The sequence below is a fragment of the Pseudochrobactrum albidum genome, assembly GCF_051851455.1.
Classification (GTDB): domain Bacteria; phylum Pseudomonadota; class Alphaproteobacteria; order Rhizobiales; family Rhizobiaceae; genus Pseudochrobactrum.
Genome location: NZ_JBPVTR010000015.1, coordinates 1 through 23,640, shown reverse-complemented (window position 1 = coordinate 23,640; position 23,640 = coordinate 1). Strand labels below are relative to the sequence as shown.

The 23,640-nt window shown below is 51.6% G+C and carries 22 protein-coding genes and 1 pseudogene; 14 read left to right on the top strand and 9 right to left on the bottom strand.

Going from position 1 to position 23,640, the window contains the following annotated elements; all coding sequences use genetic code 11:
- Window positions 1-2: 2 nt before the first annotated feature.
- The 4 genes from nadE to asnB form a co-directional block, all read right to left on the bottom strand.
- Complete coding sequence (gene nadE / locus ACSTTO_RS01475) at window positions 3-995, bottom strand: NAD(+) synthase (RefSeq protein WP_439271324.1); 993 nt, start codon at window positions 993-995, stop codon at window positions 3-5.
- A complete protein-coding gene (locus ACSTTO_RS01470; protein WP_439271323.1) occupies window positions 988-2,568 on the bottom strand; it encodes a class I adenylate-forming enzyme family protein in 1,581 nt (526 codons plus the stop codon). The genes nadE and ACSTTO_RS01470 overlap by 8 nt, the downstream gene beginning before the upstream one ends.
- 6 nt (window positions 2,569-2,574) lie before the next feature.
- Window positions 2,575-2,829, bottom strand: coding sequence for an acyl carrier protein (locus tag ACSTTO_RS01465; protein WP_439271387.1), 255 nt, complete (start codon window positions 2,827-2,829; stop codon window positions 2,575-2,577).
- A 136-nt stretch (window positions 2,830-2,965) separates the two neighbouring features.
- Entirely contained in the window at window positions 2,966-4,888 is a 1,923-nt protein-coding gene (gene asnB, locus ACSTTO_RS01460) for an asparagine synthase (glutamine-hydrolyzing) (protein WP_439271322.1), read from the bottom strand.
- Window positions 4,889-5,347: 459 nt separating this feature from the next.
- On the opposite strand from asnB, the gene ACSTTO_RS01455 reads away from it, so the two are divergent.
- The 3 genes from ACSTTO_RS01455 to ACSTTO_RS01445 all read left to right on the top strand — a co-directional run bounded on the left by ACSTTO_RS01455 (window position 5,348) and on the right by ACSTTO_RS01445 (window position 8,091).
- Window positions 5,348-6,391 (top strand): ABC transporter substrate-binding protein, encoded by a 1,044-nt coding sequence (locus ACSTTO_RS01455; protein ID WP_439271321.1) that lies wholly within the window; start codon window positions 5,348-5,350, stop codon window positions 6,389-6,391.
- Window positions 6,392-6,514: 123 nt separating this feature from the next.
- The gene (locus tag ACSTTO_RS01450; protein WP_439271386.1) at window positions 6,515-7,279 is read left to right on the top strand and encodes an ABC transporter ATP-binding protein; all 765 of its coding nucleotides are present in this window, start codon (window positions 6,515-6,517) and stop codon (window positions 7,277-7,279) included.
- Window positions 7,276-8,091 (top strand): ABC transporter permease, encoded by an 816-nt coding sequence (locus ACSTTO_RS01445; RefSeq protein WP_439271320.1) that lies wholly within the window; start codon window positions 7,276-7,278, stop codon window positions 8,089-8,091. Before ACSTTO_RS01450 ends, ACSTTO_RS01445 begins: the two co-directional genes overlap by 4 nt.
- Window positions 8,092-8,146: 55 nt before the next feature.
- Here the strand turns inward: ACSTTO_RS01445 and ACSTTO_RS01440 are convergent, their stop codons facing one another.
- From ACSTTO_RS01440 to sseA, 4 genes are all read right to left on the bottom strand, one after another.
- Window positions 8,147-8,395 (bottom strand): hypothetical protein, encoded by a 249-nt coding sequence (locus ACSTTO_RS01440; RefSeq protein WP_439271319.1) that lies wholly within the window; start codon window positions 8,393-8,395, stop codon window positions 8,147-8,149.
- Between the two features lie 163 nt (window positions 8,396-8,558).
- Window positions 8,559-9,476 (bottom strand): c-type cytochrome, encoded by a 918-nt coding sequence (locus ACSTTO_RS01435; protein ID WP_439271318.1) that lies wholly within the window; start codon window positions 9,474-9,476, stop codon window positions 8,559-8,561.
- On the bottom strand, window positions 9,476-10,816 hold the full coding sequence (locus ACSTTO_RS01430) for a c-type cytochrome (protein ID WP_439271317.1): 1,341 nt from the start codon (window positions 10,814-10,816) through the stop codon (window positions 9,476-9,478). The genes ACSTTO_RS01435 and ACSTTO_RS01430 overlap by 1 nt, the downstream gene beginning before the upstream one ends.
- 175 nt (window positions 10,817-10,991) lie before the next feature.
- Window positions 10,992-11,813 carry a 3-mercaptopyruvate sulfurtransferase gene (gene sseA, locus ACSTTO_RS01425; protein WP_439271316.1) on the bottom strand — a complete coding sequence of 274 codons (822 nt, stop codon included), beginning with the start codon at window positions 11,811-11,813 and terminating at the stop codon, window positions 10,992-10,994.
- A gap of 306 nt (window positions 11,814-12,119) precedes the next feature.
- Between sseA and ACSTTO_RS01420 the strand changes: the two genes are divergently transcribed.
- The 11 genes and pseudogenes from ACSTTO_RS01420 to ACSTTO_RS01370 form a co-directional block, all read left to right on the top strand.
- Window positions 12,120-12,719, top strand: a complete 600-nt coding sequence (locus tag ACSTTO_RS01420) for a nitroreductase family protein (RefSeq protein WP_439271315.1) — start codon at window positions 12,120-12,122, stop codon at window positions 12,717-12,719.
- A gap of 253 nt (window positions 12,720-12,972) precedes the next feature.
- A complete protein-coding gene (locus ACSTTO_RS01415) occupies window positions 12,973-14,088 on the top strand; it encodes a LacI family DNA-binding transcriptional regulator (protein ID WP_439271314.1) in 1,116 nt (371 codons plus the stop codon).
- Window positions 14,024-15,043, top strand: coding sequence for an ABC transporter substrate-binding protein (locus ACSTTO_RS01410; RefSeq protein ID WP_439271313.1), 1,020 nt, complete (start codon window positions 14,024-14,026; stop codon window positions 15,041-15,043). Before ACSTTO_RS01415 ends, ACSTTO_RS01410 begins: the two co-directional genes overlap by 65 nt.
- A gap of 182 nt (window positions 15,044-15,225) precedes the next feature.
- Window positions 15,226-16,053: an ABC transporter permease gene (locus ACSTTO_RS01405; protein ID WP_439271312.1), complete on the top strand. Its 828-nt coding sequence runs from the start codon at window positions 15,226-15,228 to the stop codon at window positions 16,051-16,053.
- On the top strand, window positions 16,050-16,847 hold the full coding sequence (locus tag ACSTTO_RS01400) for an ABC transporter permease (RefSeq protein WP_439271311.1): 798 nt from the start codon (window positions 16,050-16,052) through the stop codon (window positions 16,845-16,847). Before ACSTTO_RS01405 ends, ACSTTO_RS01400 begins: the two co-directional genes overlap by 4 nt.
- Complete coding sequence (locus ACSTTO_RS01395; protein ID WP_439271310.1) at window positions 16,840-17,862, top strand: ABC transporter ATP-binding protein; 1,023 nt, start codon at window positions 16,840-16,842, stop codon at window positions 17,860-17,862. Before ACSTTO_RS01400 ends, ACSTTO_RS01395 begins: the two co-directional genes overlap by 8 nt.
- A gap of 9 nt (window positions 17,863-17,871) precedes the next feature.
- Window positions 17,872-18,798: a nucleoside hydrolase gene (locus ACSTTO_RS01390; RefSeq protein ID WP_439271309.1), complete on the top strand. Its 927-nt coding sequence runs from the start codon at window positions 17,872-17,874 to the stop codon at window positions 18,796-18,798.
- A complete protein-coding gene (locus tag ACSTTO_RS01385; protein WP_439271308.1) occupies window positions 18,795-20,579 on the top strand; it encodes an adenine deaminase in 1,785 nt (594 codons plus the stop codon). The genes ACSTTO_RS01390 and ACSTTO_RS01385 overlap by 4 nt, the downstream gene beginning before the upstream one ends.
- 5 nt (window positions 20,580-20,584) lie before the next feature.
- On the top strand, window positions 20,585-21,766 hold the full coding sequence (locus ACSTTO_RS01380) for a M20 aminoacylase family protein (RefSeq protein WP_439271307.1): 1,182 nt from the start codon (window positions 20,585-20,587) through the stop codon (window positions 21,764-21,766).
- On the top strand, window positions 21,753-22,436 hold the full coding sequence (locus ACSTTO_RS01375) for a phosphoribosyltransferase (protein ID WP_439271385.1): 684 nt from the start codon (window positions 21,753-21,755) through the stop codon (window positions 22,434-22,436). The genes ACSTTO_RS01380 and ACSTTO_RS01375 overlap by 14 nt, the downstream gene beginning before the upstream one ends.
- A gap of 106 nt (window positions 22,437-22,542) precedes the next feature.
- Window positions 22,543-23,447, top strand: a pseudogene (locus tag ACSTTO_RS01370) (helix-turn-helix domain-containing protein); the annotation flags it as partial.
- On the opposite strand, the gene ACSTTO_RS01365 reads toward ACSTTO_RS01370, so the two are convergent.
- On the bottom strand, window positions 23,416-23,580 hold the full coding sequence (locus tag ACSTTO_RS01365) for a hypothetical protein (protein ID WP_439271383.1): 165 nt from the start codon (window positions 23,578-23,580) through the stop codon (window positions 23,416-23,418). The pseudogene ACSTTO_RS01370 and the gene ACSTTO_RS01365 overlap by 32 nt on opposite strands.
- Window positions 23,581-23,640 lie beyond the last annotated feature (60 nt).

The following is a 23,640-nucleotide window of genomic DNA, read 5'->3' as shown; positions in this document are numbered from 1 at the left end:
GTTTAAGGCAAAAAATCCTTAACCGGCTCTACCAGCAATGGCGCCTCATGCAAGGCTCTGGTTGTCTTGCGTTTGGCGGCAATATCCGCCCACACATATTGCACCTGCTCCTCGCTCAGATTTGTGGCAGCGGCTGTTTTTGCCGCACTGATATTATGATTGAGCGCATAAAGGCAAAGATCCATCAGGCGATACGGCAGGGAGAAATAAAATTCTTCCTGTGTCTGTGCCAGTGAGAAAGTATCGGTTGTTGGTGGCCGCCGGCGAATTTCCTCAGGCACACCCAGATAATCTGCAAGCTGATAAACCTGTGTTTTATAAAGATGGGCAATTGGCTTTACATCCGCTGCACCATCACCGTTTTTAACAAAAAAGCCCTGATCATATTCCAAACGGTTTGGTGTGCCGACTACGGCAAAATTCAGCCGGTCGGCATGGTAATATTCAAATTGTTTACGGGTGCGCTGTTTCATATTAGTGGCAGCTACAATGCCAAGATAGGCTTGCCCTGTTAAACGGATTTTTTGCTGTTTGCCATCCGGCGCCTGCACAACCAGTGATGAAATATTATAACCGCCATTTTCGGCACTGTTATTAATCACCAGTTTTGAAGCCCATCCCGCACCATAATCAGGCACAACAGAGCGGATAAAATCATCACGACGGCGGTAGCAGCCCATTGCCGCCAATGCCGGACCGATATCTTCAATCACTGTTTGCACACCATAGGTTGCGGCCAGTTTTTGCCCCAATGCAAGGCTTAACGGATCAGAATCGTTTTCCGGCATAAAGATGCCGAAGACTTTATCCGCCCCCACAGCGCGCACGGCCAGAGCCGTACTGACACTTGAATCAATTCCGCCGGAAATACCAACCACCAAACCGCGACGATGCAAATGGCGCAACTGGCTGCGCAAAGCCGCAGTAATTTTGGCCACTTCCGCTTCTGCATCAATTACCATTGTTTGTGCAGAAAAATCCTGAGTTTTATTCATCTCGTAATTGCCCATATTGTTTGGCTAATATTTCCGCGGCAAGCCGGCGGCTGACTTTGCCCGTATCCGTTCGCGGCAGGTCTTCTGCAAATTGCACAAAAGCCGGAACCATAAAATCTTCCAGATGTTGCCGGCAAAACCGCAAAATATCCTTATCACTCACATTGGCATCAGCCAGTGTGACAAGCGCGGCAACGGCCTGCCCCAATACCGCATCAGGCACACCGGCCACCACCGCTTCGCGGATGGCCGGATGGGCATAAAGCACGGTTTCCACCTCTTTGGGGGGCACTTTTTCACCGCGTGACTTGATAATATCATCCTTGCGGCCGACAAAATAATAATAACCATCGGCATCCATGCGCAGCAAATCGCCGGTAAACAGCACTTTTTCCCAAAGGTTGCGGCCGGTTTTCAAAACCGCAGCACTGGCCTCCGGATTATTCCAATAACCCTGCATCACATTGGGGCCGCGTACAACCATTTCGCCGGTTTCGCCTGCAGCCAGCGGTAACCCTGCCTCATCCACCAGATAAACCTCGCTATTGGGCAAGGCAATGCCAACGGAATCCGGTTTTTTATCAATCATATGTGGCGGCAGCCATGTGCAGCGCTTGCACTCAGTCAGCCCGTACATGGAATAAATCTCGGCACGCGGAAACAATTGCTGCAAAAACTCAATATGCTGTACCGGCAATTGCGCCGCCGTATTGGTTATAAAGCGCAAATCCGGCAGAAAGGCTCCGCCCCCCTGTTTTGCCGCCTGCACAAGCTCCTCCATCTGCATCATCAGCGCAGAAATGGTTGGCACAATTGGAAAACCGGTTACTTTTTCTTTGCGCATCACCTCAAAAACCGCATGAGGAAAAGCAAAGGATTTTTCCAGCACCAGTGTTGCGCCAAGCTTTATGGCCATCAGCAATTGGTAAAGCCCGTAATTGAATGATAATGGCAAAACCGACAAGATCACATCATCAGCGGTATTTTTTAACAGGCCGGTCAGAGATGTGGCGGCGGCCTCAATATTGCGGTGCGTCATCATCACGCCTTTTGGCCTGCCGGTGGAGCCGGATGTATAGATCAGCATGGCCAGATCAATATCAATGCCGCCATGCTCAATCTCTTCATCAATGCCGGCTTCCAGCGCCTCTTCAAAAGGCAGATATGCACGCACTGAACGGCTTGGCCCCTGCACCGCAAAGGTAACAGGCACGGTTGCCGCTGCTTCCGCCTCATCAAGAACCGGCAATAATCTGGCTTGTGTCAGCACTGCTGCCGGTGTGCAGTCATTTAAGATATAGGCCAGCTTATCCGCCTTTGTTGACGGATTAACAAGCGTGAAAACCGCCCCCGCTTTCAAAATCGCAAAAACGGATATAGCCGCTTGCCAGCAATTATCCATAAAGATCAGCACACGGTCACCACGGCGCACATTTTGCGCCGTCAAACTTTGTGCCAATGCACCGGCATATGCCTCAAACTGTGCGTAGGAAAGCCGCATCTGCCCCGCGACCAGTGCAGTTTTTTCACCGGTTTTACAGGCATGAGTGCAAAGATAGCTTTCAATACGCATTGATAATTACGCCGGCTGATGGTTTTTAAGATAAGCGGTGATCTTTTCCACACTGTCGAGATTATCCGGCACAATATCTGCATCAGGCATTTTTATGCCAAAGGCCTCATCAAGAAATGCCACCAGTTCCAGCACGCCGGTTGAATCCATAATATCATTATCAATCAGCGAAGCATCATCTGCCAGTGCGTAATCATTGTCACCAAACAAAAAATTCTCAATAATAAACGCACGCAGACGGTTTTTCACATTCTCACTCATCATCATATCCTATTCCAGAAAACACCATACTGCCCGCGGCGTCGTGACGTTTTTTCAGGCCTTACATAATATTTTTTTCCTGTTATCCTAACACAGGAATTGGATAATAAATATTATATAAGAATCTAATTTTTGTTTATTTCAGACTATTGGTAAATTTTTTCAACCATAATTGTGTGGAAAGAATACCAATATAGGCTGTATTATCGCGAAAACTGCTTAAACCTTGCCTCTTATTCTTATTAAATAAATTAGCCACAGCTTTACTATTAAAGTAACCACCCTGCAGAATACGCGCCTCATCCATCAGATCACGCACATAATCTTTCTCGCCCTTGCCGGTAAAAGACTGGCTGTCCGGCGCGCGATAGGGTTGTTTCTGGCGTTGCAGCACTTCTGCCGGCACACGATTGCGCGCAATGCGGCGCAGCAAAAACTTTTCCGTCAGACCATGCAATTTGAGGGAGGGATGCAGACGCGCGGCAAATTCCGACAGGCGGTAATCAAGAAACGGAAACCGTGTTTCCACGCCATGTGCCATTGCCATGCGATCTCCCTGACTGGAGAGAATATAGGAGGGCAGCAAAAAGCGGCATTCCAGATATTGCGCCTGATGCAGCGCATGCCAGCGGCCAAATTGTGCCGGCAATTTAGATACCAGCTCCTCACCGGCATCATAATCACCGACAGATTGTTTAAGATCATTCGAAAAGAACAGTTTTGCAGCGCCTGTTGCTTTCATGCGCGGCCGGTGTGAAAAAAGCGGATCGGCAAAATCTGCTCCTTCCACACCAAAAAATGCTGCCAGATATTCCGGTGTCTGAGCTTTAAGATTGGCAAGATAAGGATAAAGCCTGCGAAACAGCTGCGGTCTGATTTGTGAATGCGGCTGGCGGGCACAGAAACGGCGCACTTTCGCCTCACGGAAAATATCATAGCCGGCAAAAACCTCATCCGCCCCTTCACCGGTTAACACGGCTTTCATGCCATGGTCGCGCACCAATTGCGCCAGACGATAAAGCGGTGCGGGTGCGGTGCGCACCAATGGCACTTCAGCGGCTGAAATAACATCCGGAAAAATAGCGGCAATATCGCCATCAGCACAGCGGATATTGTGGTGCTGTGTATGCAGTGCCTGCGCCACAGTGTTTTGAAATCGGCTCTCATCATAATCCGCATTGTCAAAACCAACGGAAAAACTATGCAATGTTCCTTTGGTTAACGGTTGTGCAAAAGCTGCAATTAATGAGGAGTCCAGCCCGCCGGAAAGATAGGTGCCCACCGGCACATCAGCCTGCACCCGCAAATTAACCGCATCCTGCAACAGCGCCTCCAGCGCCTCGGCAGCCTCATTTTCATCTCGCATGAGCGTATTATCATCACGATCGGGATAATCCGGCGCCCAATAGCGCAGCATTTTAATTCCCTCCGCATCGCAGATCATCATATGAGCCGGCTCAAGCTCATAAATATTACGAAACGCTGTGCGCGGCGCGATCGGAGCCCAGAGCGAAAAAATCTGATCCAGCGCCAGCGGATCAAGTTCCGCCGCTGCACCCGCGCGCAGCAATGCCTTGATCTCTGAGGCAAAATAAAAAATACCATCCATTGTGGTATAAAAAAGCGGGCGCACCCCCAGCCGGTCGCGGGCAATAAACATGCGCCTTTTGCGCGCATCCCACAAGGCAAAGGCAAAATCACCATTCATATAGTGCAGGCAGTCTGTGCCATAGCGGCCATAGAGCTGCAGGATCACTTCCGTATCACTGTGTGTGCGAAACTGCACCCCTTGCGCCTGCAGATCACGGCGCAAGGCCTGATAGTTAAAAATTTGGCCATTAAAAACCAGAACACAGTCCTGTTCTGTCATCGCCATTGGCTGCTGGCCATCAGCAATACCAACAACCGACAGGCGTTTATGCGCCAGCCCCGCACCATCCAGCACGGCAAGGCCTTCTTCATCCGGCCCGCGATGGGCAATTGCACCGGCCATGGCAGGCAGCAGTTTTTCTGCCCGCTGTTTCTGCATCTGCCCGATATATCCTGCCAAACCACACAAGGCACTGCCCCCGCTAGCCAAACGCCTTTATTCTACCCAATAAGCAATCTTCAACCTCTGCCATCTGGCATGAAAATCACCTTGCCATCTAACAACAAATTCTAAAATTGCCGTTTGTCTTAAGTTCAATACAGCGAAAGGGTTAATGCGATTATAAAAATATTGTCCGGTAACAAACCTGTTATCGCTGCCTGATCCTGTTTAAATTATTATTCTGAAAGCCGAAAAACAGCCATCAATCCAAAGCCGGAGGCTTTTTTGCCGCGCAATTCACACAGAAAATATATCCGGCCAGCTTTTGGCTTCAACTTTTAAAAACTTTGTTCTACAACAAGACGCGAAATCATTGCAAAAATTCCGGCTCGCAAAAGCAATAAAGCATCGGGGCGGACGGCAAGTGAGTAAAGCACGACAGATTATTGCCGCTGCCTCACTGCCGCTTGAGATAAGGACAAACAGATGCCAAAATTTCAGCTCACCCGTCGTCAGGCTCTGGCGGGCTTCAGCGCCGCCGGCGCCTTGAGTGTTGCGCCTTTCACATTTTCTGCCAAAGCTGAGGATGCACAGATCAAGGCTGTTCTTGGTATTATCCGTCTTGCCAGTCAGGCACCAAGCTTTATTGCGATGGAACGGGGTTATTTCAAAGCTGAAAATCTCGCTATGGAATTCAAATATTTTGAAGCCGCACAGCCAATGGCCGTTGCCATTGCCGGTGGTGATGTCGATTTCGGCGTAACAGCAATGAGCGGCGGCCTGATCAATCTGGCCGAGAAAAACGCCGTTAAGGTTATCGGCGGCTCTCTGCAGGAGGAAAAAGGCCTTGCAGGACAGATTATTCTTGCCTCCAACAAAGCCTATGAAGCAGGCCTCACCGATCCGAAACATCTGGCAGGCAAGAGCTTTGGTATCACCACAGCCGGTTCATCTTTCCACTTCATGGCCTATAAAATCGCCAAAGCCAATAATATTGCACTATCTGATATTACCCTGCGCCCATTGCAAAAAGTGGGCGCGATTGTCGGTGCGCTGACCTCCGGCCAGATTGATGCATGGGCTATCCAGCCAAGCATTGCTAAAAAAATGATTGCTGAAGGTGCGGCAAAACAAATCGGCCTGATCTCTGATTACGCGCCGGATTATCAGGTGACAACCGTTTTCACCTCCACAAAAAATGCCGCACAGGAGCGCGCCAAAACCGAGGCCTTTATCCGCGCCTATTCCAGAGCTATTGATGATTATAATGCTGCTTTAGTGGATAAAACCGCTTCTGCGGAAGAAGTGGATGCCATTGCCAAAATCACCCATAAATATGTGGAAATGGATCTGCCGTTTGAGCAGGCCAAAACCAATCTGGTCAATGGCGCCATGCGGATTAATAAAGGCCTTGCGCTGTCCCTTGCTTCGGTTACGGAACAATTGAACTGGTTCAAGGATGAAAAAATGGTCAAGGACACGATCACCCCTGAAGTTTTGTTTGATACCAGTTACGTCAAAACTATCTGATATCCAACGGATAAGCTTATCAAAAACAGTGCGGTTTTCTTGCAAACGGAAAATCGCATTGTTTTGAGGTAGCACGTGCCTGACTTGACTATTGCCCGCCTGACCAGAAGAAGTACAATAAGCATGGATTTGCTGCTACAAAATATCAGCCACCATTACGGAAATGTCGAGGTTCTGCGTGATATCACGCTTGAGATCAATCAGGGGCAGATTGTCTGCCTGATCGGTCCTTCCGGTTGCGGTAAATCCACATTGCTGCGTTTTATCGGCGGGCTTGAGCAGCCATCCTCCGGTGCGGTTTTGCAGATTGGTGAGGCCTCAGCGGCATCGCTCAACCCGCTCACTTATGTGTTTCAGCATTTTGCCCTGCTGCCATGGCGCACTGTGGCGGGCAATATCCGGCTGGTGCTGGAAGATCATAAATTGCCCGCCGCAGAGATAAAAGCCATTATCGCCGATGTGCTGGCGCGCACGCGCCTCTGCGATTTTGCCAATGCCTATCCCAAACAACTCTCCGGCGGCATGAAACAGCGCGTGGCCATTGCCCGCGCATTGGCGGTGCGGCCGGATGTTATGCTGATGGATGAGCCGCTTTCGGCATTAGACAGCCAGACACGTGAATTGCTGATGGATGATTTGGTATCCTTATGGATGCGCCAGCCTTTTACGGCTGTTTATGTGACCCATAATCTGGCTGAGGCTGTGCGCCTTGGCCATAAAATTGTTATCTTGTCACGCCGCCCCGGACGTATCAATAAGGTCGTGACAATTGATACGCCGCTTGATCAGCGCCATCTGGCCGATCCGGAGCTTGATGTTAAACAACAGGAATTATGGGCATTAATGCGTGATGAGGCTATGGCCGCCGATCAGGAGCTGTTGAAATGACAAAAACATCAGGCCTTGAATCAGGCGTAACAATCCGCCCTGTACCCTTTCGCGGCGGCGGCTTTGCGCCGGTTAAAGTGCGTTTTATTGCGCCGGTTCTGTTTATTGCACTCATTGCATTGGCTGAATTTGGCACCCGCACCGGTTTTATTTCCAACCTTACCTTGCCGCGCCCTTCTGCCGTGCTTGGCACTTTTTATCAGCTTTATGATACCGGCTTGTTATGGAAGCATTTATTGCCATCTCTGCAGCGTCTGTTTGTGGGGGCAAGCGCCGGCATTATTGCCGGTGTTCTTCTTGGCACAATGATCGGCCTGTTTTCCTATATCCGCGCCGGTCTCGTGCCATTGATTGCCGCACTGTTTCCCATCCCTAAAATCGCGCTGTTGCCGTTGTTTGTGATCTGGTTTGGCATTGACGAAATGTCAAAATATGCGCTGATTGCTTTTGGCACTTTTACACCGACTGTTGTGGCCACTTACGGCGCTGTTGATAATGTGGACCGCAGCCTGATCCGCATGGGGCAAAGTTTCAATCTGAGCTGGTGGTCGCTCATCCGCAAAATTGTGCTGCCGGGCGCTTTACCCGGCATTCTTTCAGGCCTGCGTGTTTCTGTGGCTATTGCCATTATTTTGCTGGTGGCCGCTGAAATGCTCGGCGCGGAATATGGCATTGGCGCTTATATTCTGGAAGCCGGCTCACTTTATGATCTTGAGCGCCTGTTTGCCGGCGTTACCATTCTCTCCGCTCTCGGATTGATAACCAGCTGGATCATTGGCCGGATTGAGCATTATTTTCTCAGCTGGCGCTGAAGGAACAGGCACTTAAAAATATTGTTTTACCGTGCCTGTTCTCAGCGTGAATATCCTATTCAACCCAGTCTGTGCCGCGTTGAGGAGACTGGCAACCATAAGGCGGCAGGGTTTTGGTGCCGAAATTTTGCTTCAGCTGCATACAGCCCCAATAGCGCAGGGATGCAGGCATATAAGATTGCAAAGTGATGCCAACTTCATCAAACGGGTCTTTGGTATTGGTGACATAGCTGTACCAACGCTGGCCGGCAAGGGCAATGGCGGCAATCACCACAATCAGTACAAATCGAAGCAGTTTTTTCACAAAACCTCCAGCATTTTCAGATGCATGTTAAAAAATTACATAATAAACACATAATCATGTTCAGAAAATGCCTGTTTGGCATTCAGGCTGTTTTTATAACAATAAAACCGGCCGCTTTATATTGCAGCCGGTCTTAATATCTGCAGACTAACAGTCTTTTTAATTAATAGCGGGCATCTTTTGGTTTTGGCATGTTCGGCCAGTCATGAACCTTGCCGGCAAAATCCGGCCGCGGCATATGGGTAAAATATTCTGACACATCCACAGCCTCCTGATCAGTCAACACACCGCCCTGCCCCAGCGGGCCGCCCAAATGCACACTGACAGGCATATTATATTTTACAAAAGCTGCCGCCTTATAGGTACGTGCCATACCCGCACCAATATTAAAACTGTCATCACCCCAGAGCGGCGGGAATATATAATCACCAAACTGGTCTTTCATCCCCTCCCCGTCATGGCCATGGCAGGCCGCGCATTGGGCTGCATAGATAGCCTTGCCCTTTACAGGGTCGGGTATCAGCGTTTCATCAATCTTGCCAGCGCCTGAGACCTTGACCAATTGCCCTTTCGGCACACCCTGGCCAAGCCACTTCATATAAGCGATCATGGCTTCCATTTCTCTGGATTTAGGATCAAGCGGCTTACCGTTCATTGAACGCTGAAAACAGCCATTGATACGCATCACCAGATCAACTTCCTTACCTGCGCGCGGCATGACACGCGGGTAAAAATTATAGGAATTGATATAAGGAGCGCCTTTATCCAGCTTGCCCTGGGACAAATGGCAAGAGTTACAGTTCAACCCCGCACCGACATTTTCAGGCAAAAGGCGGGCTGTCTCATTCAACAGCCGCTTGCCATACATGATTGCATCGGCATCCGGTTCCTTAACGATCAGATCATCGCTTGGAACGGTATATTTGCCAACCACATTGCCATCGGCATCCACCACATCAAAAGCCGGCACAGGCTTGGCATCGATACGTGAAGGCTGCACGATAAATGTCCATCCGGCACCTGCGGCACCAAGCGCCACAATAAAAGCTGCCGCTGTTCCGATCCAGAATTTCCTGCTCATTATTTTGCCTCCGGAACATAGTGCACAGGCTTGTGCTCAATCAGATGACGCATCCGCGCAATGTCACTTTCTTTGATATGTGAGCCATGATTGCCCCAGCCATTGCGGATAAAATTGAGAATATCTGCAACCTGTTTATTGGTGAGATGGGCAAAGCCCGGCATTTTAAACACCATCGGATCATGCGGCGTATCTGCCATGGCTGCACCATCCAGTGTCAGCTGGATCAACGAGCTCGGATCTTCAGCAAAAACGATGGAATTACCGGCAAGGGCAGGGAAAATCCGCGGTGCCCCACGCCCGTCAAGACGATGACATGCCGCGCAATGATCCACATAACCTTTGGCACCCGGTGCGGATAAATCACCTTCACGCAAGGCGGCAGTTGTCACATCCTGTTTGGGTGTCCATTGCTGCGGATGCCCCGCACGCGCAGGCAGTTTTTTCAGATAGCGCGCAATGGCTGTAAGATCATCATCTGTAAGATATTGTGTGCTATGGGCCACCACATCCGACATACCGCCAAAGGCAGCCGTGCGATCATTGCGCCCTGTTTTCAGAAAATCGACTATTTCTGCTTCCGTCCATGTGGAAAGGCCTGTGTCTTCATCGCGCAGATTTTTTGCATACCAGCCCTCAAGCACCGAGCCGGATAAATATTTTCCGCTCTTGTCATCGCTCAATGCCGTTTCCTGATAACCAATACCCCGCGGGGTATGGCAGGCGCCGCAATGGGCAAGCCCTTCAACCAGATAGGCTCCACGATCAACCATCATATCCATGCCGGTTGCCGATGCAAATTCCCGCGGCTGAGCAAACAGCATCTGCCAATAAGCCAGCGGCCAGCGCATATTCATCGGCCAGGGCAATGTGGAAGGCTGATTATCCTGCTCAACAGCTGTGACCTGCGACATGAAATAAGCATAAAGCGCTTTAATATCATCATCTTTAACAACGACATAAGACACATAAGGCATGGCCGGATAAAGAGACACGCCATCAGGGCGCACACCACGGCGTACAGCGCGCTCAAAATCGCCATAGCTGTAATTGCCGATACCGGTTTTCTTGTCAGGTGTAATATTGGTGGAATAAATTGTGCCAAGCGGGGTCTGCATGCCAAGCCCGCCGGCAAATTCCTTGCCGCCCGGCGCTGTGTGGCAGGCAATACAATCGCCGGCCCGCGCCAGATATTCCCCTTTTTTAATTAACTCCGGATCCTGAATATTAACTTCAGCTTCCTGTTTGGGAGCATACCAATGGTGGGAAGTAACAGCGACAGCATAGCTTGCGCCAAACAATCCTATGCCGCATAGGATCAATGCCTTAACAAGCTTCATAATAAACTCCTGAGTCGTCTCTTTCCTGTTATGTGCGACGTTCAGGCAGCTTTCTCATTGATCAAGATCAATGGCAGGGCACATAAAGCGCGAATATGTTCTAAAAAATACAGGCGGGGAGGAATAAGCCACTCACCCCTCCCCTGTTAAAAGAATTTTATATTAAAAATGCTTATCAGGTCACACTTCCCCATTCTGTCCAGGAGCCATCATAAAGACGTACATTCTCATAACCGATCAGTTTTAGCGCCAAAAACAACACTGCCGCAGTCACACCGGAACCACAGCTTGTTACAACCGGCTTATCCTTAAGCACGCCTTGCGCCTCAAAAATAACCTGCATGGTTTCAAGCGGTTTGAATGCACCCTCTTCCACCAGTGAGCCATAGGGAACATTCACCGAACCCGGGATTGAGCCGGAGCGCACATTGGCGCGTGGTTCCGGCACAGCTCCGGTAAACCGCTCTGCAGAGCGGGCATCAACAATATGGGCTTGCCGGTGTTTGGCAAGAAGAACCATTTCTTCAATAAAAACAATATTTTCCGGCGCATAAGATGGCTTGAATTCAACCGGTTGCGGTGTAGCTTTGCCACTTTGCGTGGCAAAACGCTCTGCCTGCCAGGCAGCAATGCCGCCCCGCAAAATATGAAGCTTTCTCGCGCCCATAATATAAAACAGCCACCACACACGCGGCGCAGCAAAAAGGTCGCCGGTTTCATAAATCACAATTTCATCATCAACCTTAATGCCAAGCTTGCCAACAGCAGCGGCAAACACCTCCGGCGATGGCACAGTATGCGGCAAAGATGATGCGGGATCGACAATTTCATCCTGATCAAAGAATACTGCGCCCGGAATATGGACTTTTTCAAATTCTTCAGCGCAATTGCGTTTTGCAGCCGGCATATACCAGGATCCGTCTATAATTTTCAGACCGGATTGACCCTGGCGCTCTTTCACCCATTGCGGTGTTACAAAAATATCTTCCGGCGTCATTCTGTTCCCCGTGAGTCACTCAGCTGTTTATCAGAGTATAACCCCCGTTTATAATCGCAAGTGCAGATTTTTGTTAATTGCCGGTTTATCAGGCGCGCCCGTTTCCAGCAAAGCTGTTTTACCGGAAATAAAGAGCCATTATTTGCAAATAATGGACAATGAAAGGATGTTCTCGGCAATTTATGCCCTGTTTACGCAACAGATTGTTCACAGTTCCGAGCTTTTTCTTTTGTGCCGGCTGATATAAATAAGCCCTATCAATTTCGCTATTGCTAAAAAACAAAAATCTATAAAAGGCTCACCAGTATGACAAGCAGTGTAATTTCTTTTCTCAAACAGCGCCGCACCCAATATGCTCTTGGCAAAGATCTGCCAATCTCCAAAGACGCAACCATTCGTCTTATTGAGGAAGCCGTGCGACAAGCGCCGTCCTCCTTTAACTCACAGAGCTCCCGCATTGTTATTTTGTTTGGTGCAGAGAGTGAAAAGCTTTGGAATATAACACGTGAGACGCTGCGCAAAATTGTTCCTGCTGATGCGTTTGCACCAACCGATGCAAAAATGAACAGCTTTGCAGCCGGTGCCGGCACAGTGCTTTTCTTTGAAGATCAGGAAACAATCAAAGACCTGCAGCAAAAATTCCCGCTTTATGCGGATAATTTTCCGACCTTTTCAGAACATTCATCCGGTATGGCACAATTTGCGGTATGGACATCGCTTGCCTCTGTAGGCATTGGCGCCAGCCTGCAACATTACAGCCCGCTGATTGATGATGAGGTAGCCGCGCAGTGGAATATCAACCCTGCATGGAAAATGAGAGCGCAAATGCCATTTGGCGCCAATGCGGCACCTTTTGCGGAAAAAACATATATTGACGATGCTGAACGTTTTAAAATCTTCGGCTGATATTTTATAATCTTCCAAAGCCCTGTCGTTTGTTGCAAGACGGCAGGGCTTCATTCGTTTTTGCAGCATTTATTACCTGTTTTAAACAGGAGGAAACAGCCTGATCGCGGTTTTTAAACTTCATCCGGCTCTTGCCTCAACAAAATGTGTATAACCCTCCCCTGTTCTGCCCCGCTTTTGTAACAAGCCGATTGACTCTGTGCAGAAGAGTCCGTATCGAGAGATGATTAAACGATTAATCAAGGTCGCCTTTATGCCGGACCCCGTGCAACCCAAACAAACGATCAATCTTAGCGATGTGGCTAAGGCTCTTGGCGTGTCGGTTGCAACTGTTTCTAATGCCCTGTCCGGAAAGGGGCGTGTTTCAGCAGCGCTCATTGCCCGTATAAAAGAACAGGCCGCGCGCATGGGCTATGTGCCAAGTCATACAGGACGAGCCTTGCGCACAGGACGCAACAGTGTTTTGGGGCTGGTGCTGCCCGATATTGCCAATCCTTTATTTCCGCAGATCGCACAGGCAATTGAGGCTGCGGCCGCTGCGGCCGGCTATGGCATCCTGATTGCCGATTCCCGCGGGGATATCAGCCTGCAGACCGAGGCGATCAGCCGCCTAATCGAATATGGCGTTGATGGTCTGGTGATTGTGCCTCGTCTTGGCACACGCATTGCCGGTCTTGATATTCCCGTTGCGGTGATTGACAGCCCCTCCACCCCCGGCAATACGGTTGCTGCCGATCATTGGCAGGGCGGTGAACTGGTGGGGCGGCATCTGCTGTCATGCGGGCATCAAAAAGTGCTGCTCATCGGAAAAAATCCGGCTTCTGTTGTGCAAAGCGACCGGCTTGGCGGCATCCGTGCCGGCCTTGGCAAACAAACGCATATTGAAATTTTGTGGATTGAGCAGCATGAGGCAGAATTCGGCAAAGGTGCCCATCTTGGGCTTAATGCAAAAATTGCCGCCGGCGTTACCGCGATTGCTGCTGTTTCCGATGTGCATGCACTGCGCGCAATAACCGAACTTTATCACAGCGGCTATCGCGTGCCGAATGATGTGAGCGTGATCGGTTTTGACGATCTGTTCTGGGCTTCCGGCATCACGCCTGCACTTTCCACCGTGCGCATGGATCTGCCGCGCATTGGCGAGATTGCCATTGCCTCCCTGATTCAGGCGATTGAGGGAAAATTACAAAATCATCAAGGCCCGGTTCCCGCATTTGGCAGCGCCCGCGTGCCGATGACACTGATACCACGCCAAACCTGCCGCTCCTTACTCTCTGAACACCATCCAGCAAAGGACTATGAAAGTGCTGAAGAAACTCATCGCCGCATCCACTCTGGCGCTTTTGACCACAGCGTCTTACGCAGCTGATCGCACCCTGACCATTTCGGTATACGCTTTTGCGCAGGATGATTTTCAGGAAATTCTCTATAAGCCGTTTGAAGAAAAATGCGGCTGTAAACTGGTTGTTGAAACCGGCAACAGTGTGGAACGCCTTGCCAAGATGGAAGCCAATAAGGAAAATCCGGTTGTGGATATGGCCGTTGTTTCCATGGCCGATGGGTTGCAGGCTGCCCGCGCCGGCCTGATTGACAAGATCGACACTGCAAACTTATCCAATTATGACAAGCTCTACGACATTGCCAAAGATCCGAACAAGGATGGTATGAGCGTTGGTTATACTTTTTATGCCACTTCAATTGTCTATCGTACCGACAAGATGAAAATCGAGTCCTGGGCTGATCTCTTGAAGCCTGAATATGCTTCCCATATTGCTTTTCCCAATGTGACAACCAATCAGGGCCCAACAACACTTTACATGCTGGAAAAAGCCCTTGGCCATGACAGTGCAGATCTTACAAATGCCATTACGGCTGTTGGTGAAAAAGCCGATGATATTGTAACTTTTTACGTCAAGTCCTCACAGCTTGTGCAATTGATGCAGCAAGAAGAGATCTGGGCGGCGCCAATCGGGCGCTTTTCCTGGGCGCCTTTTACCAAGCTTGATCTGCCGCTTGCCTGGGCAACGCCAAAAGAAGGCCAGACCGGCGGCATGAATGTGATGGTTGTTACCAAGAATTCCAAAAACCGTGATCTGGCACTGCAATTTATGGATTTCTGGCTCTCCACGGAAATTCAGGCCAAAATCGCTGAAAAACTGGTTGATAGCCCGGCCAATAAGGAAGTGAAAGTGTCTGATGATGTTGCAGGCAATATCACCTATGGCGAGGAAACCGCCAAGAGCCTGCAGCTTATCCCGTCCGATGTTGTGCTTGATCATCGCGATACATGGCTGAAAGAGTGGAACGCCAGGGTCGGCCAGTAAATCCGGCCTTCTGTTCATGCTGCCCGTAAAATTTTTAAAATTTGCGGGCAGCTTTCTGTTTTGTTTTGCGCCTAATCTGCAAAGGCGGTTTCCGCTTTTATCCGGCAATGTTTTTTACGGCACAGCATAAGCGCCGCTTCACCGCCGGTTTATATAAACCGGCTGTCCTAATAGGAAAGCTCATGTTCAACAACCGCACCGAGGCCTTGTGGCTGGCATTGCCGGCAGCTCTTTTCGCGGCACTTGTCTTCCTTGTTCCTGTTATACTTTTATTATCTGAAGGTTTCAGGACAACACAGGGATGGACAATCGCCCCGTGGGTTGATTTTTTCTCCGAGCCGATGAACCGCACCGTCTTCTGGCGTACTTTGCGGCTTGGTCTGGAGGTAACCATTGTTGCAGCAATCATTGGCTATGCCACCGCATGGGCAATTGTTGGCATGCCCGCCGGTTCCAAGGGTCGGATGATCGGCCTGATCATGCTGCCAATGATGATTTCGCCGGTTGCCCGCACCTATGCGTGGATTGTTATTCTGGGGCGCACGGGCATTATCAATCAGGCTCTGCAATTTATCGGGCTGAGCGATGCACCAATACGCCTGTTATTCAGTGAAACCGCGATATTTATCGGTCTCCTGCAGCTGTTCCTGCCTTTGATGGTTATTTCACTGATCAGCGCGCTGGAAAACCTGCCGAAAGATGTGGTGCCTGCAGCACGTGTGCTTGGCGCAAGCTGGTTGGTGATCTTTGCCAAAATCATTCTGCCCCTGACCAAAGAAGGGCTGGTGATCGGCGGTACATTGGTGTTCACCGGTTCACTCACCGCCTATATCACGCCGGCGATACTTGGCGGTTCCAAGGTTTTAATGCTGGAAACCCTGCTCTACCAACATGTCACCGTATCCAATAATTTTGCTTCAGCCAGTGTCATTGCTCTCATTCTTGTGGTGATGAGTTTTGCCGCCAATGTGCTTTTGAAGCGTATCGCTACTGTTAAGGCCAAAAAATGAACCCGCATTCGCTTTTCCGGCTGTTGCATCCGGCCAATCTGGTTCTCTGGCTCGTTATTGTGTTTCTGATCGGGCCGTTTGTCATCATTGTTGCCGCTTCTTTTTCAGCGGGCGACACGCTGGCGTTTCCACCGCAGGGCTTTTCTTTGAAATGGATCTATAAGGTCTTCACAGTAGAAAGTTTCCGGCAAAGTTTTATCACATCCATGGTTCTGGCGGTTGGCGGCACAGTCGTGGCGCTCATGCTCGGTGTGCCGGCAGCCTATGCGATGGCGCGTTATAAAATGCCGTTTTCCGAAACCGTACGCACGGTTGTCTCTTCGCCAATCATTGTGCCGGGCATCATTGTCGGTCTGGCGCTGCTGCGTTATTTTGTGGTGCCGGTTGGCATGCCTATAACCCTGGCATTGTTTTTGGCGCATACGGCACTGGTGTTGCCCTATGCCGTGCGTGTGGTTTCAGCCAGTCTCAATAATCTGCGCTCTGATATGGAAGAAGCAGCGGTGCTGCTTGGCTGCTCGCGTGCCGGCGCATTTTTCCGTGTGGTCATGCCAAATATCAAGGGCGGTATTCTTTCCGCTTTCATCCTCGGTTTTGTTACCAGTTTCAATCAGGTGCCGGTTTCGCTGTTTCTCTCCGGCCCCGGTGTGCGCACTCTGCCAATTGATATGCTGGGCTATATGGAAATCGTCTTTGATCCCTCCATTGCCGCTCTCTCCTCACTGCTTGCGTTTTTGTCCATGGGCATTGTCCTGCTCGCAGAACGCTTCCTAGGATTTTCCCGCTATGTCTGATCAAGCCTTTCTCTCCCTCGACCAGCTCACCCTGCGCTATGGCACAACCACAGCCGTGGACAAACTTGACCTGAGCATTCGCAAGGGTGAATTGCTGGCGCTGCTCGGCCCTTCAGGTTGCGGCAAGACCACCACCATGCGGGCCATTGCCGGCCTGATGGATGTGGCAGGCGGTAGCATCCGCCTTGATGGCAATGATATTACCCGCACCCCCGCCAATAAGCGCGAAATCGGTCTGGTATTTCAGTCCTATGCATTGTTTCCGCACCTCACCGTGTTTGACAATGTTGCCTTTGGCCTCAGGCTCAAGGGCATCAGGGGCGATGAATTGCGCCAGAAAGTTGAGGCCGGCCTGACATCCGTTGGCCTGACAAAATTTGCAAGTCGCAAGCCGCCGGAATTATCCGGCGGGCAACAACAGCGCGTTGCCCTTGCCCGCTCCATGGTGATGGAGCCTAAAGTGCTGCTGCTTGATGAGCCGCTCTCCAATCTCGATGCGCGCCTGCGCCTTGATATGCGCACCGAATTGCAGCGCGTGCAGCAGGAAACCGGCATAACCATGATCTTCGTAACCCATGATCAGGCAGAGGCGCTGGCACTGGCCGACCGTATTGTGGTAATGCGCGCCGGTGCAATTGAGCAAATCGGCACGCCGGAAGAAATCTATAACGCACCCGCCTCGCGCTTTGTGGCTGATTTTGTCGGCTTTGAGAATGTCTATACTATTCGCGATGGCAAACTTTATTCTGAAACCGCACAAGTGCCGTTAGATGCCGCACTGCCTGAGGCTGCCGGTCTGGCTTTTCGCCCCAAAATCGTCGCACTCGGGCAAGGGCCGCTCAAGGGCATTGTGCGCGGCGCGGCTTTTGCCGGCAATACGCGTGAATATGTACTGGAAACAGCCTTTGGCCAGGTCAAGGCAGATGTGGATGCATCATTGCCGGCCTTTACGCTTGGCCAGGACATTGCCTTTGATCTCCCGGTTGATCAGGCTGCAATTCTGGAGCGGGAGTAAATTACAAATATGGGCGTGTGGATTGATACGGATATGGGCTTTGATGATATTGCCGCTATTTTGGTGGTCAAACATCAGGGGCTTGATATTGACGGTATTTCCCTGGTTTTTGGCAATACGGAACTGGATCAGGTCTGCCGTAATGCTGCAGGTGCGGCACAGATTTTTGGCTGGGATTTTCCGGTCTGCCGCGGGCGTGCCAAACCGGTTCTTGGAAAGATCGAAACAGCCGCCTCAATCCTCGGTGAGACCGGCATTCCGACGCTCGGCCTGAGCCTGCCTGTTTGTGAAGACAACACACAAGGCAATGCCTTTGCCGCGCTTTGCAACTGGCTTAAACATACAAACGGCTCCAAGCGCGTGCTGGCACTGGGGCCGCTGACCAATATTGCCGCACTGGCACTAGCACGGCCTGACCTTGCAGCAAAAATAGACGAATTGGTCTGGATGGGTGGCGGCATTGGTAAAGGCAACCACACGGCTGCGGCTGAGTTTAATGCCTTTGCCGATCCGGAAGCTCTGGCTATCATACTGGCGCATAATTTGCCGTTAAAAATGGTGGAGCTTGATTTTTGCCGCAGGATTCTGGCAAGTCCGCAGGATGCCGAGCCAATTCGTGCGGCCGGCGGCACCAATGCCGCTTTGCTGGCTGATATGACCGGTGGTTTCATCAATATTGCCGTTGCGCGCGGGCGCACAGCTATGGCGCTTTATGATCCGGCGGCAGCCGTGGCTTTTGCCTGCCCTGACCTGGTGCGTTTTGATGCGGCTTTCATTGGTGCGGAACTCTGCGGCTCACTGACACGTGGACGTACCGTGGTGGAAACCCGCGCCAGCCATGCAAGTTTCAACGCCGCCTATGCCGCAGACGGCGATGTGCAGACTATTCGCGCCATTATCTTTGAGGCGCTGATTGCCGAGGCAGCTAAAAAATGAGCAGATTGAACGAACCTTTTGATCTGGCCGCACCTGCATTGCGACTAAAGGCAACTGCGGCGGCACGCGGCGCAGAGGCCTTTGATTGCCTGATTATCAACGGCACAATTATAGATATGGTAACCGGCGAACATCGCCGTGCCGATATTGGTATTACCGGCGCGCTGATTGCCTCGGTGCATGCGCCGGACAGCCGCAAGGATGCGCTTAAGATTATTGATGCCAAAGGCGGCTATATCACACCCGGGCTGATCGATACGCATATGCATATTGAAAGCTCAATGATTACCCCGTCAACTTACGCACAGGCGGTTGTACCACGCGGCGTGACCACTATTGTCTGGGATCCGCATGAATTTGGCAATGTGCATGGTGTTGCCGGTGTGGATTGGGCAATCCGTGCCACACGCGATTTGCCCCTGCGCACCATCATGCTCGCGCCATCCTGCGTGCCGTCAGCGCCGGGGCTGGAACTGGCGGGCGCAGATTTTGACGCTTCTGTGCTGGCCGGCCTGCTGGCACGCCCTGAGATCGGCGGCATTGCAGAAGTGATGACCATGCGCAATGTCATTGACGGCGAACCACGCATGAGCGCCATTGTGCATGCAGGATTAGCAGCAGGCAAACCGGTTTGCGGTCACGCACGCAGCCTAACCGGCTCTGACCTCGCCGCTTTTATGGCTGCCGGTGTGACCTCCGATCATGAACTGGTTTCCGGCCAAGACCTGATGGAAAAACTGCACGCCGGTCTCACTATCGAGATGCGCGGTTCACACGACCATCTGCTGCCGGAATTTGTGCAGGAGCTGAACCGCCTCGGCCATCTGCCACAAACGGTCACCCTTTGCACGGATGATGTTTTTCCCGATGATCTGCTCAATGCCGGCGGCCTTGATGATGTGGTGCGCCGTCTGGTGCGCTATGGCATGAAACCGGAATGGGCCTTGCAGGCAGCAACGCTCAATGCAGCGCGCCGCTTTGGCCGTGATGATCTGGGCTTGATTGCGGCAGGCCGCCGTGCGGATATTGTGATTTTCAATAACTTGTCTGCGTTCACAGCACAGACCGTGCTTGTCAATGGCAGGGTCACCGCAGAAAACAGCACATTATTGCAACCATGCACAGACACAAATGCCGGTGCATTCCTGCAATCCATGAAGATTGGCGCTCTGTGTGCCGATGATTTTCGTGTTTCCTCCAAGGCCGGCCGCGTTGTTGTGGCCACCATTGACCGACCGCGTTTTACCCAATGGGGGCAAGCAGAAACAAACGTAGAGAATGGTTTTGTAGTGCCGCCGCAAGGCGCAACCATCATCGCCGTTGCCCACCGCCATGGCCGGGCTGAAGCAAAACCGCGCGTCGGTTTTCTGCGGGAATGGGGCAGTTGGCGCGGCGCTTTTGCCACCACAATCTCCCATGACAGCCACAATCTCACGGTTTTTGGCGGTAATGAAGAAGATATGGCGCTTGCGGCCAATGCGGTGATTGCCGCCGGCGGCGGCATGGCGGTTGCTCTTGGCGGCAAAATCACCGCTTTGCTGCCATTGCCGGTTTCCGGCCTCGTTTCAGAAGCGCCGCTTGAGGATGTTGCCACGCAATTTGCAAGCCTGCGCACAGCCATGGATGATGTGGTTGACTGGCAGCCGCCCTATCTCATTTTCAAAGCCTGTTTTGGAGCAACCCTGGCCTGTAATGCAGGCCCGCATCAGACAGATCAGGGCATTGCCGATGTCAAAACCGGTCAAGTGCTGCCCTGCCCTGTTCTGCAATCAATCGAGTAATTTTTATGACTGATCCTGTTCTTGACGATATTGCTTTTTTGACGGAGCTGCGCCGTGATCTCCATGCGCATCCTGAGCTTGGCTTTGAAGAGACCCGCACATCGGCTATTGTTGCCAGACTTCTGGAAGAGGCTGGTATTTCTATCCACCGCGGCCTTGGCGGCACCGGTGTGGTCGGCACATTGCAGATCGGCAACGGCACCCGCACTATTGGCCTGCGTGCGGATATGGATGCACTGGCAATGCCTGAGCTGGCAGAGCGCCCCTATAAATCCAAATTTGCCGGCAAAATGCATGCCTGCGGCCATGACGGCCATACAACCATGCTGCTTGGAGCCGCGCGCGCCCTGGCAAAAAGCCGCAATTTCTCCGGCACTGTGCATTTCATCTTCCAGCCTGCGGAAGAAGGCCGCGGCGGTGCCAAACGCATGGTGGAGGAAGGGCTTTTCCGCTTATTTCCCTGCGATGCTGTTTATGGTCTGCATAATATGCCGGGCCTTGATACGGATGAAATCGCCGTGGTTGAAGGGCCTCAGCTTGCCTCTTCCGATAGCTGGCGCGTCACCTTTCGCGGCACCGGCACCCATGGCGCCAAACCACATCTTGGCAAGGATCCAATAACCGCCGTCGCCACTTTTATCGCCTCCCTGCAGACCATAATCGGCCGTGTGGTGGATCCGCTGCAGCCGGCTGTTGTCAGCGCGTGTTCTTTACAGGCCGGAGATCCGAAGGCACTCAATGTTATTCCGGATATTGTTGAAATCGGCGGCACAGCGCGGGCATATACTCCCCATGTGCGCGATCAGCTGGAACAGGAGATCGGCCGTCTCGCGCATGGCACGGCCATGATGTATGGCATTGCTGCCGATTATGAATTTATCCGCCGCATCCCACCGGTTGTCAATCACGCGGATGCCACAGCGCGCGCGTTACGTGCCGCACAGGATGTGTTTGGTAACAAGGTGCGCACCAGTTTTCCGCCTTCCACAGCGGGGGACGATTTTGCCTTTTTCGCCGGGGAAGCGCCGGGCTGCTATGTGTGGCTTGGCAACGGCCCTGCGGTAGATGGTGCGTTGCATCACAATACCGCCTATGATTTTAACGATGAGGCGATTGAACATGGCGTGCGCTTCTGGATCCGCCTTGTGAGCCAGGAATTGTCAGGAGACCATGATGCAACCGCATGAATTCTGGCAAAAACTCTACGCGCCTGAAACATTTGTCAGCAAAGGCGTGTTTGAAACCTTTTTTCCCGCCACGCTGGATGATGGACGCCAGTTACAATTGCCAATCCGCCAGCTTTCCGACAAACAGCATGCGCTGGCATCACTGATTGTCAATCAGGCCGCTTTTGAGGTGGTTGATGCCTTGTCTGATGATCTGGCCGCCAAGCTGAAGGTCTTTGAACCGGATGTGATTGTCGGCCTGCCGACACTGGGGCTCACCCTTGCCAGTGAGGTGGCGCGCAAACTTGGACATAGCCGTTATGTGCCTTTGGGCACTTCACGTAAATTCTGGTATGAGGAAAAACTGTCGGTTCCGCTATCTTCCGTTACCACGCCGGATCAGATTAAGCGGCTTTATATTGATCCGCGTATGCTGCCCCTGCTTGATGGCCGCCGCATTGCTCTGGTGGATGATGTCATCTCCAGCGGTAAATCGATTGTGGCTGCACTCAACCTGTTAAACGCCCGTGCACTCAAGCCTGTTGTTATCGGCGCCGCCATGCTGCAAACTGAGCGCTGGCGCATTGCGCTTGAACAAGCTGGCGCAGATTATGCAGATATAGTGCGCGAATGTTTTACAACGCCGCTGTTAAAACGGGCTGCGAATGACGGCTGGATGCTGGCGGCTTAGCGCGATGCCGGCTTAATCAGGCTACTGATGGCGAGATCTTTTGCAACTCCCGCCTTATGCATGTGCTATTATAGGTTTTACTCAAAGAACTAAACCGGAAAAATGTGTGGCTGCGTTCCGGTTACAGAGATCCAACGGTACATCTACCACAGATAAGACGATCAAGGATATACGGCGCGCAACGGGCAAGCATTATTCGGTAGAGGATAAAATCCGCATTGTTCTGGACGGTCTTCGCGGCGAAGACAGCATTGCTGCACTGTGCTGCCGCGAAAGGATCACCGAAAGCCTTTGTGATAGCTGATCGAAGGAATTTTTCTAAGCGGGCAAGAAGCGCCTTGCTGGCGATACTGCCCATTCGGTGACCAGTAACGAGGTTAAGGCACTGCGTCGTGAGAGCCGTGACCTGAAGGAGGCATTGGCCGACGTCACGCTGGAAAACCGTCTGTTCAAAAAAAGCATGATCGGGGATGGGGGGGCGACGACGAATGGGATATCCCGCCACCGAAAAGCTTGAGATCATCCGACTTGTGGAGCAGTCGCATTTGTCAGCCAGACAAACCCTCGACAAGCTGGGTATTCCAAGACCGACCTTCTATCGATGGTATAATCGGTTCCTTACCCACGGTGTTGAAGGACTAGAGTCCCCACCATTGCGGGTGTGGAACCGCATTCCTGACGACATCCGGGATCATATCATCGCACTGGCGCTCGATCATGCCGACCTGTCGCCGCGCGAACTGGCGGTGAAGTTCACCGATAAGGAAAGTTATTTTGTATCAGAAGCTTCAGTTTATCGTCATCAAGGCCAATGACGCGTTCAGGGACAAGACCTCGCGACCAAATGAGATGTGGCAAACCGACTTTACATATTTGAAGGTCATCGGCTGGGGATGGTTTTATCTGTCGGCCATTCTGGACGACTATTCCCGCTATATCATCGCCTGGAAGCTCTGCACCACCATGAAGGTCGAGGATGTCACCGACACGCCCGATCTGGCACTAACCGCCTTGGCACCTTGCGGTTGATTTTTGAGGGGATGCAGGTGGCAATTCCGCGTTTGGCCAGCGCGGCTCGGAACCAGTCGGCGTCATAGCCCCTGTCAGCCAGCAGCGTTCTGGCTTTGGGGAAAGCCTCGATCATCAGCGCTGCGCCCTTGCAATCATTCATCTGCCCTTCGCTGAGCAGCATGATCAGCGGTCG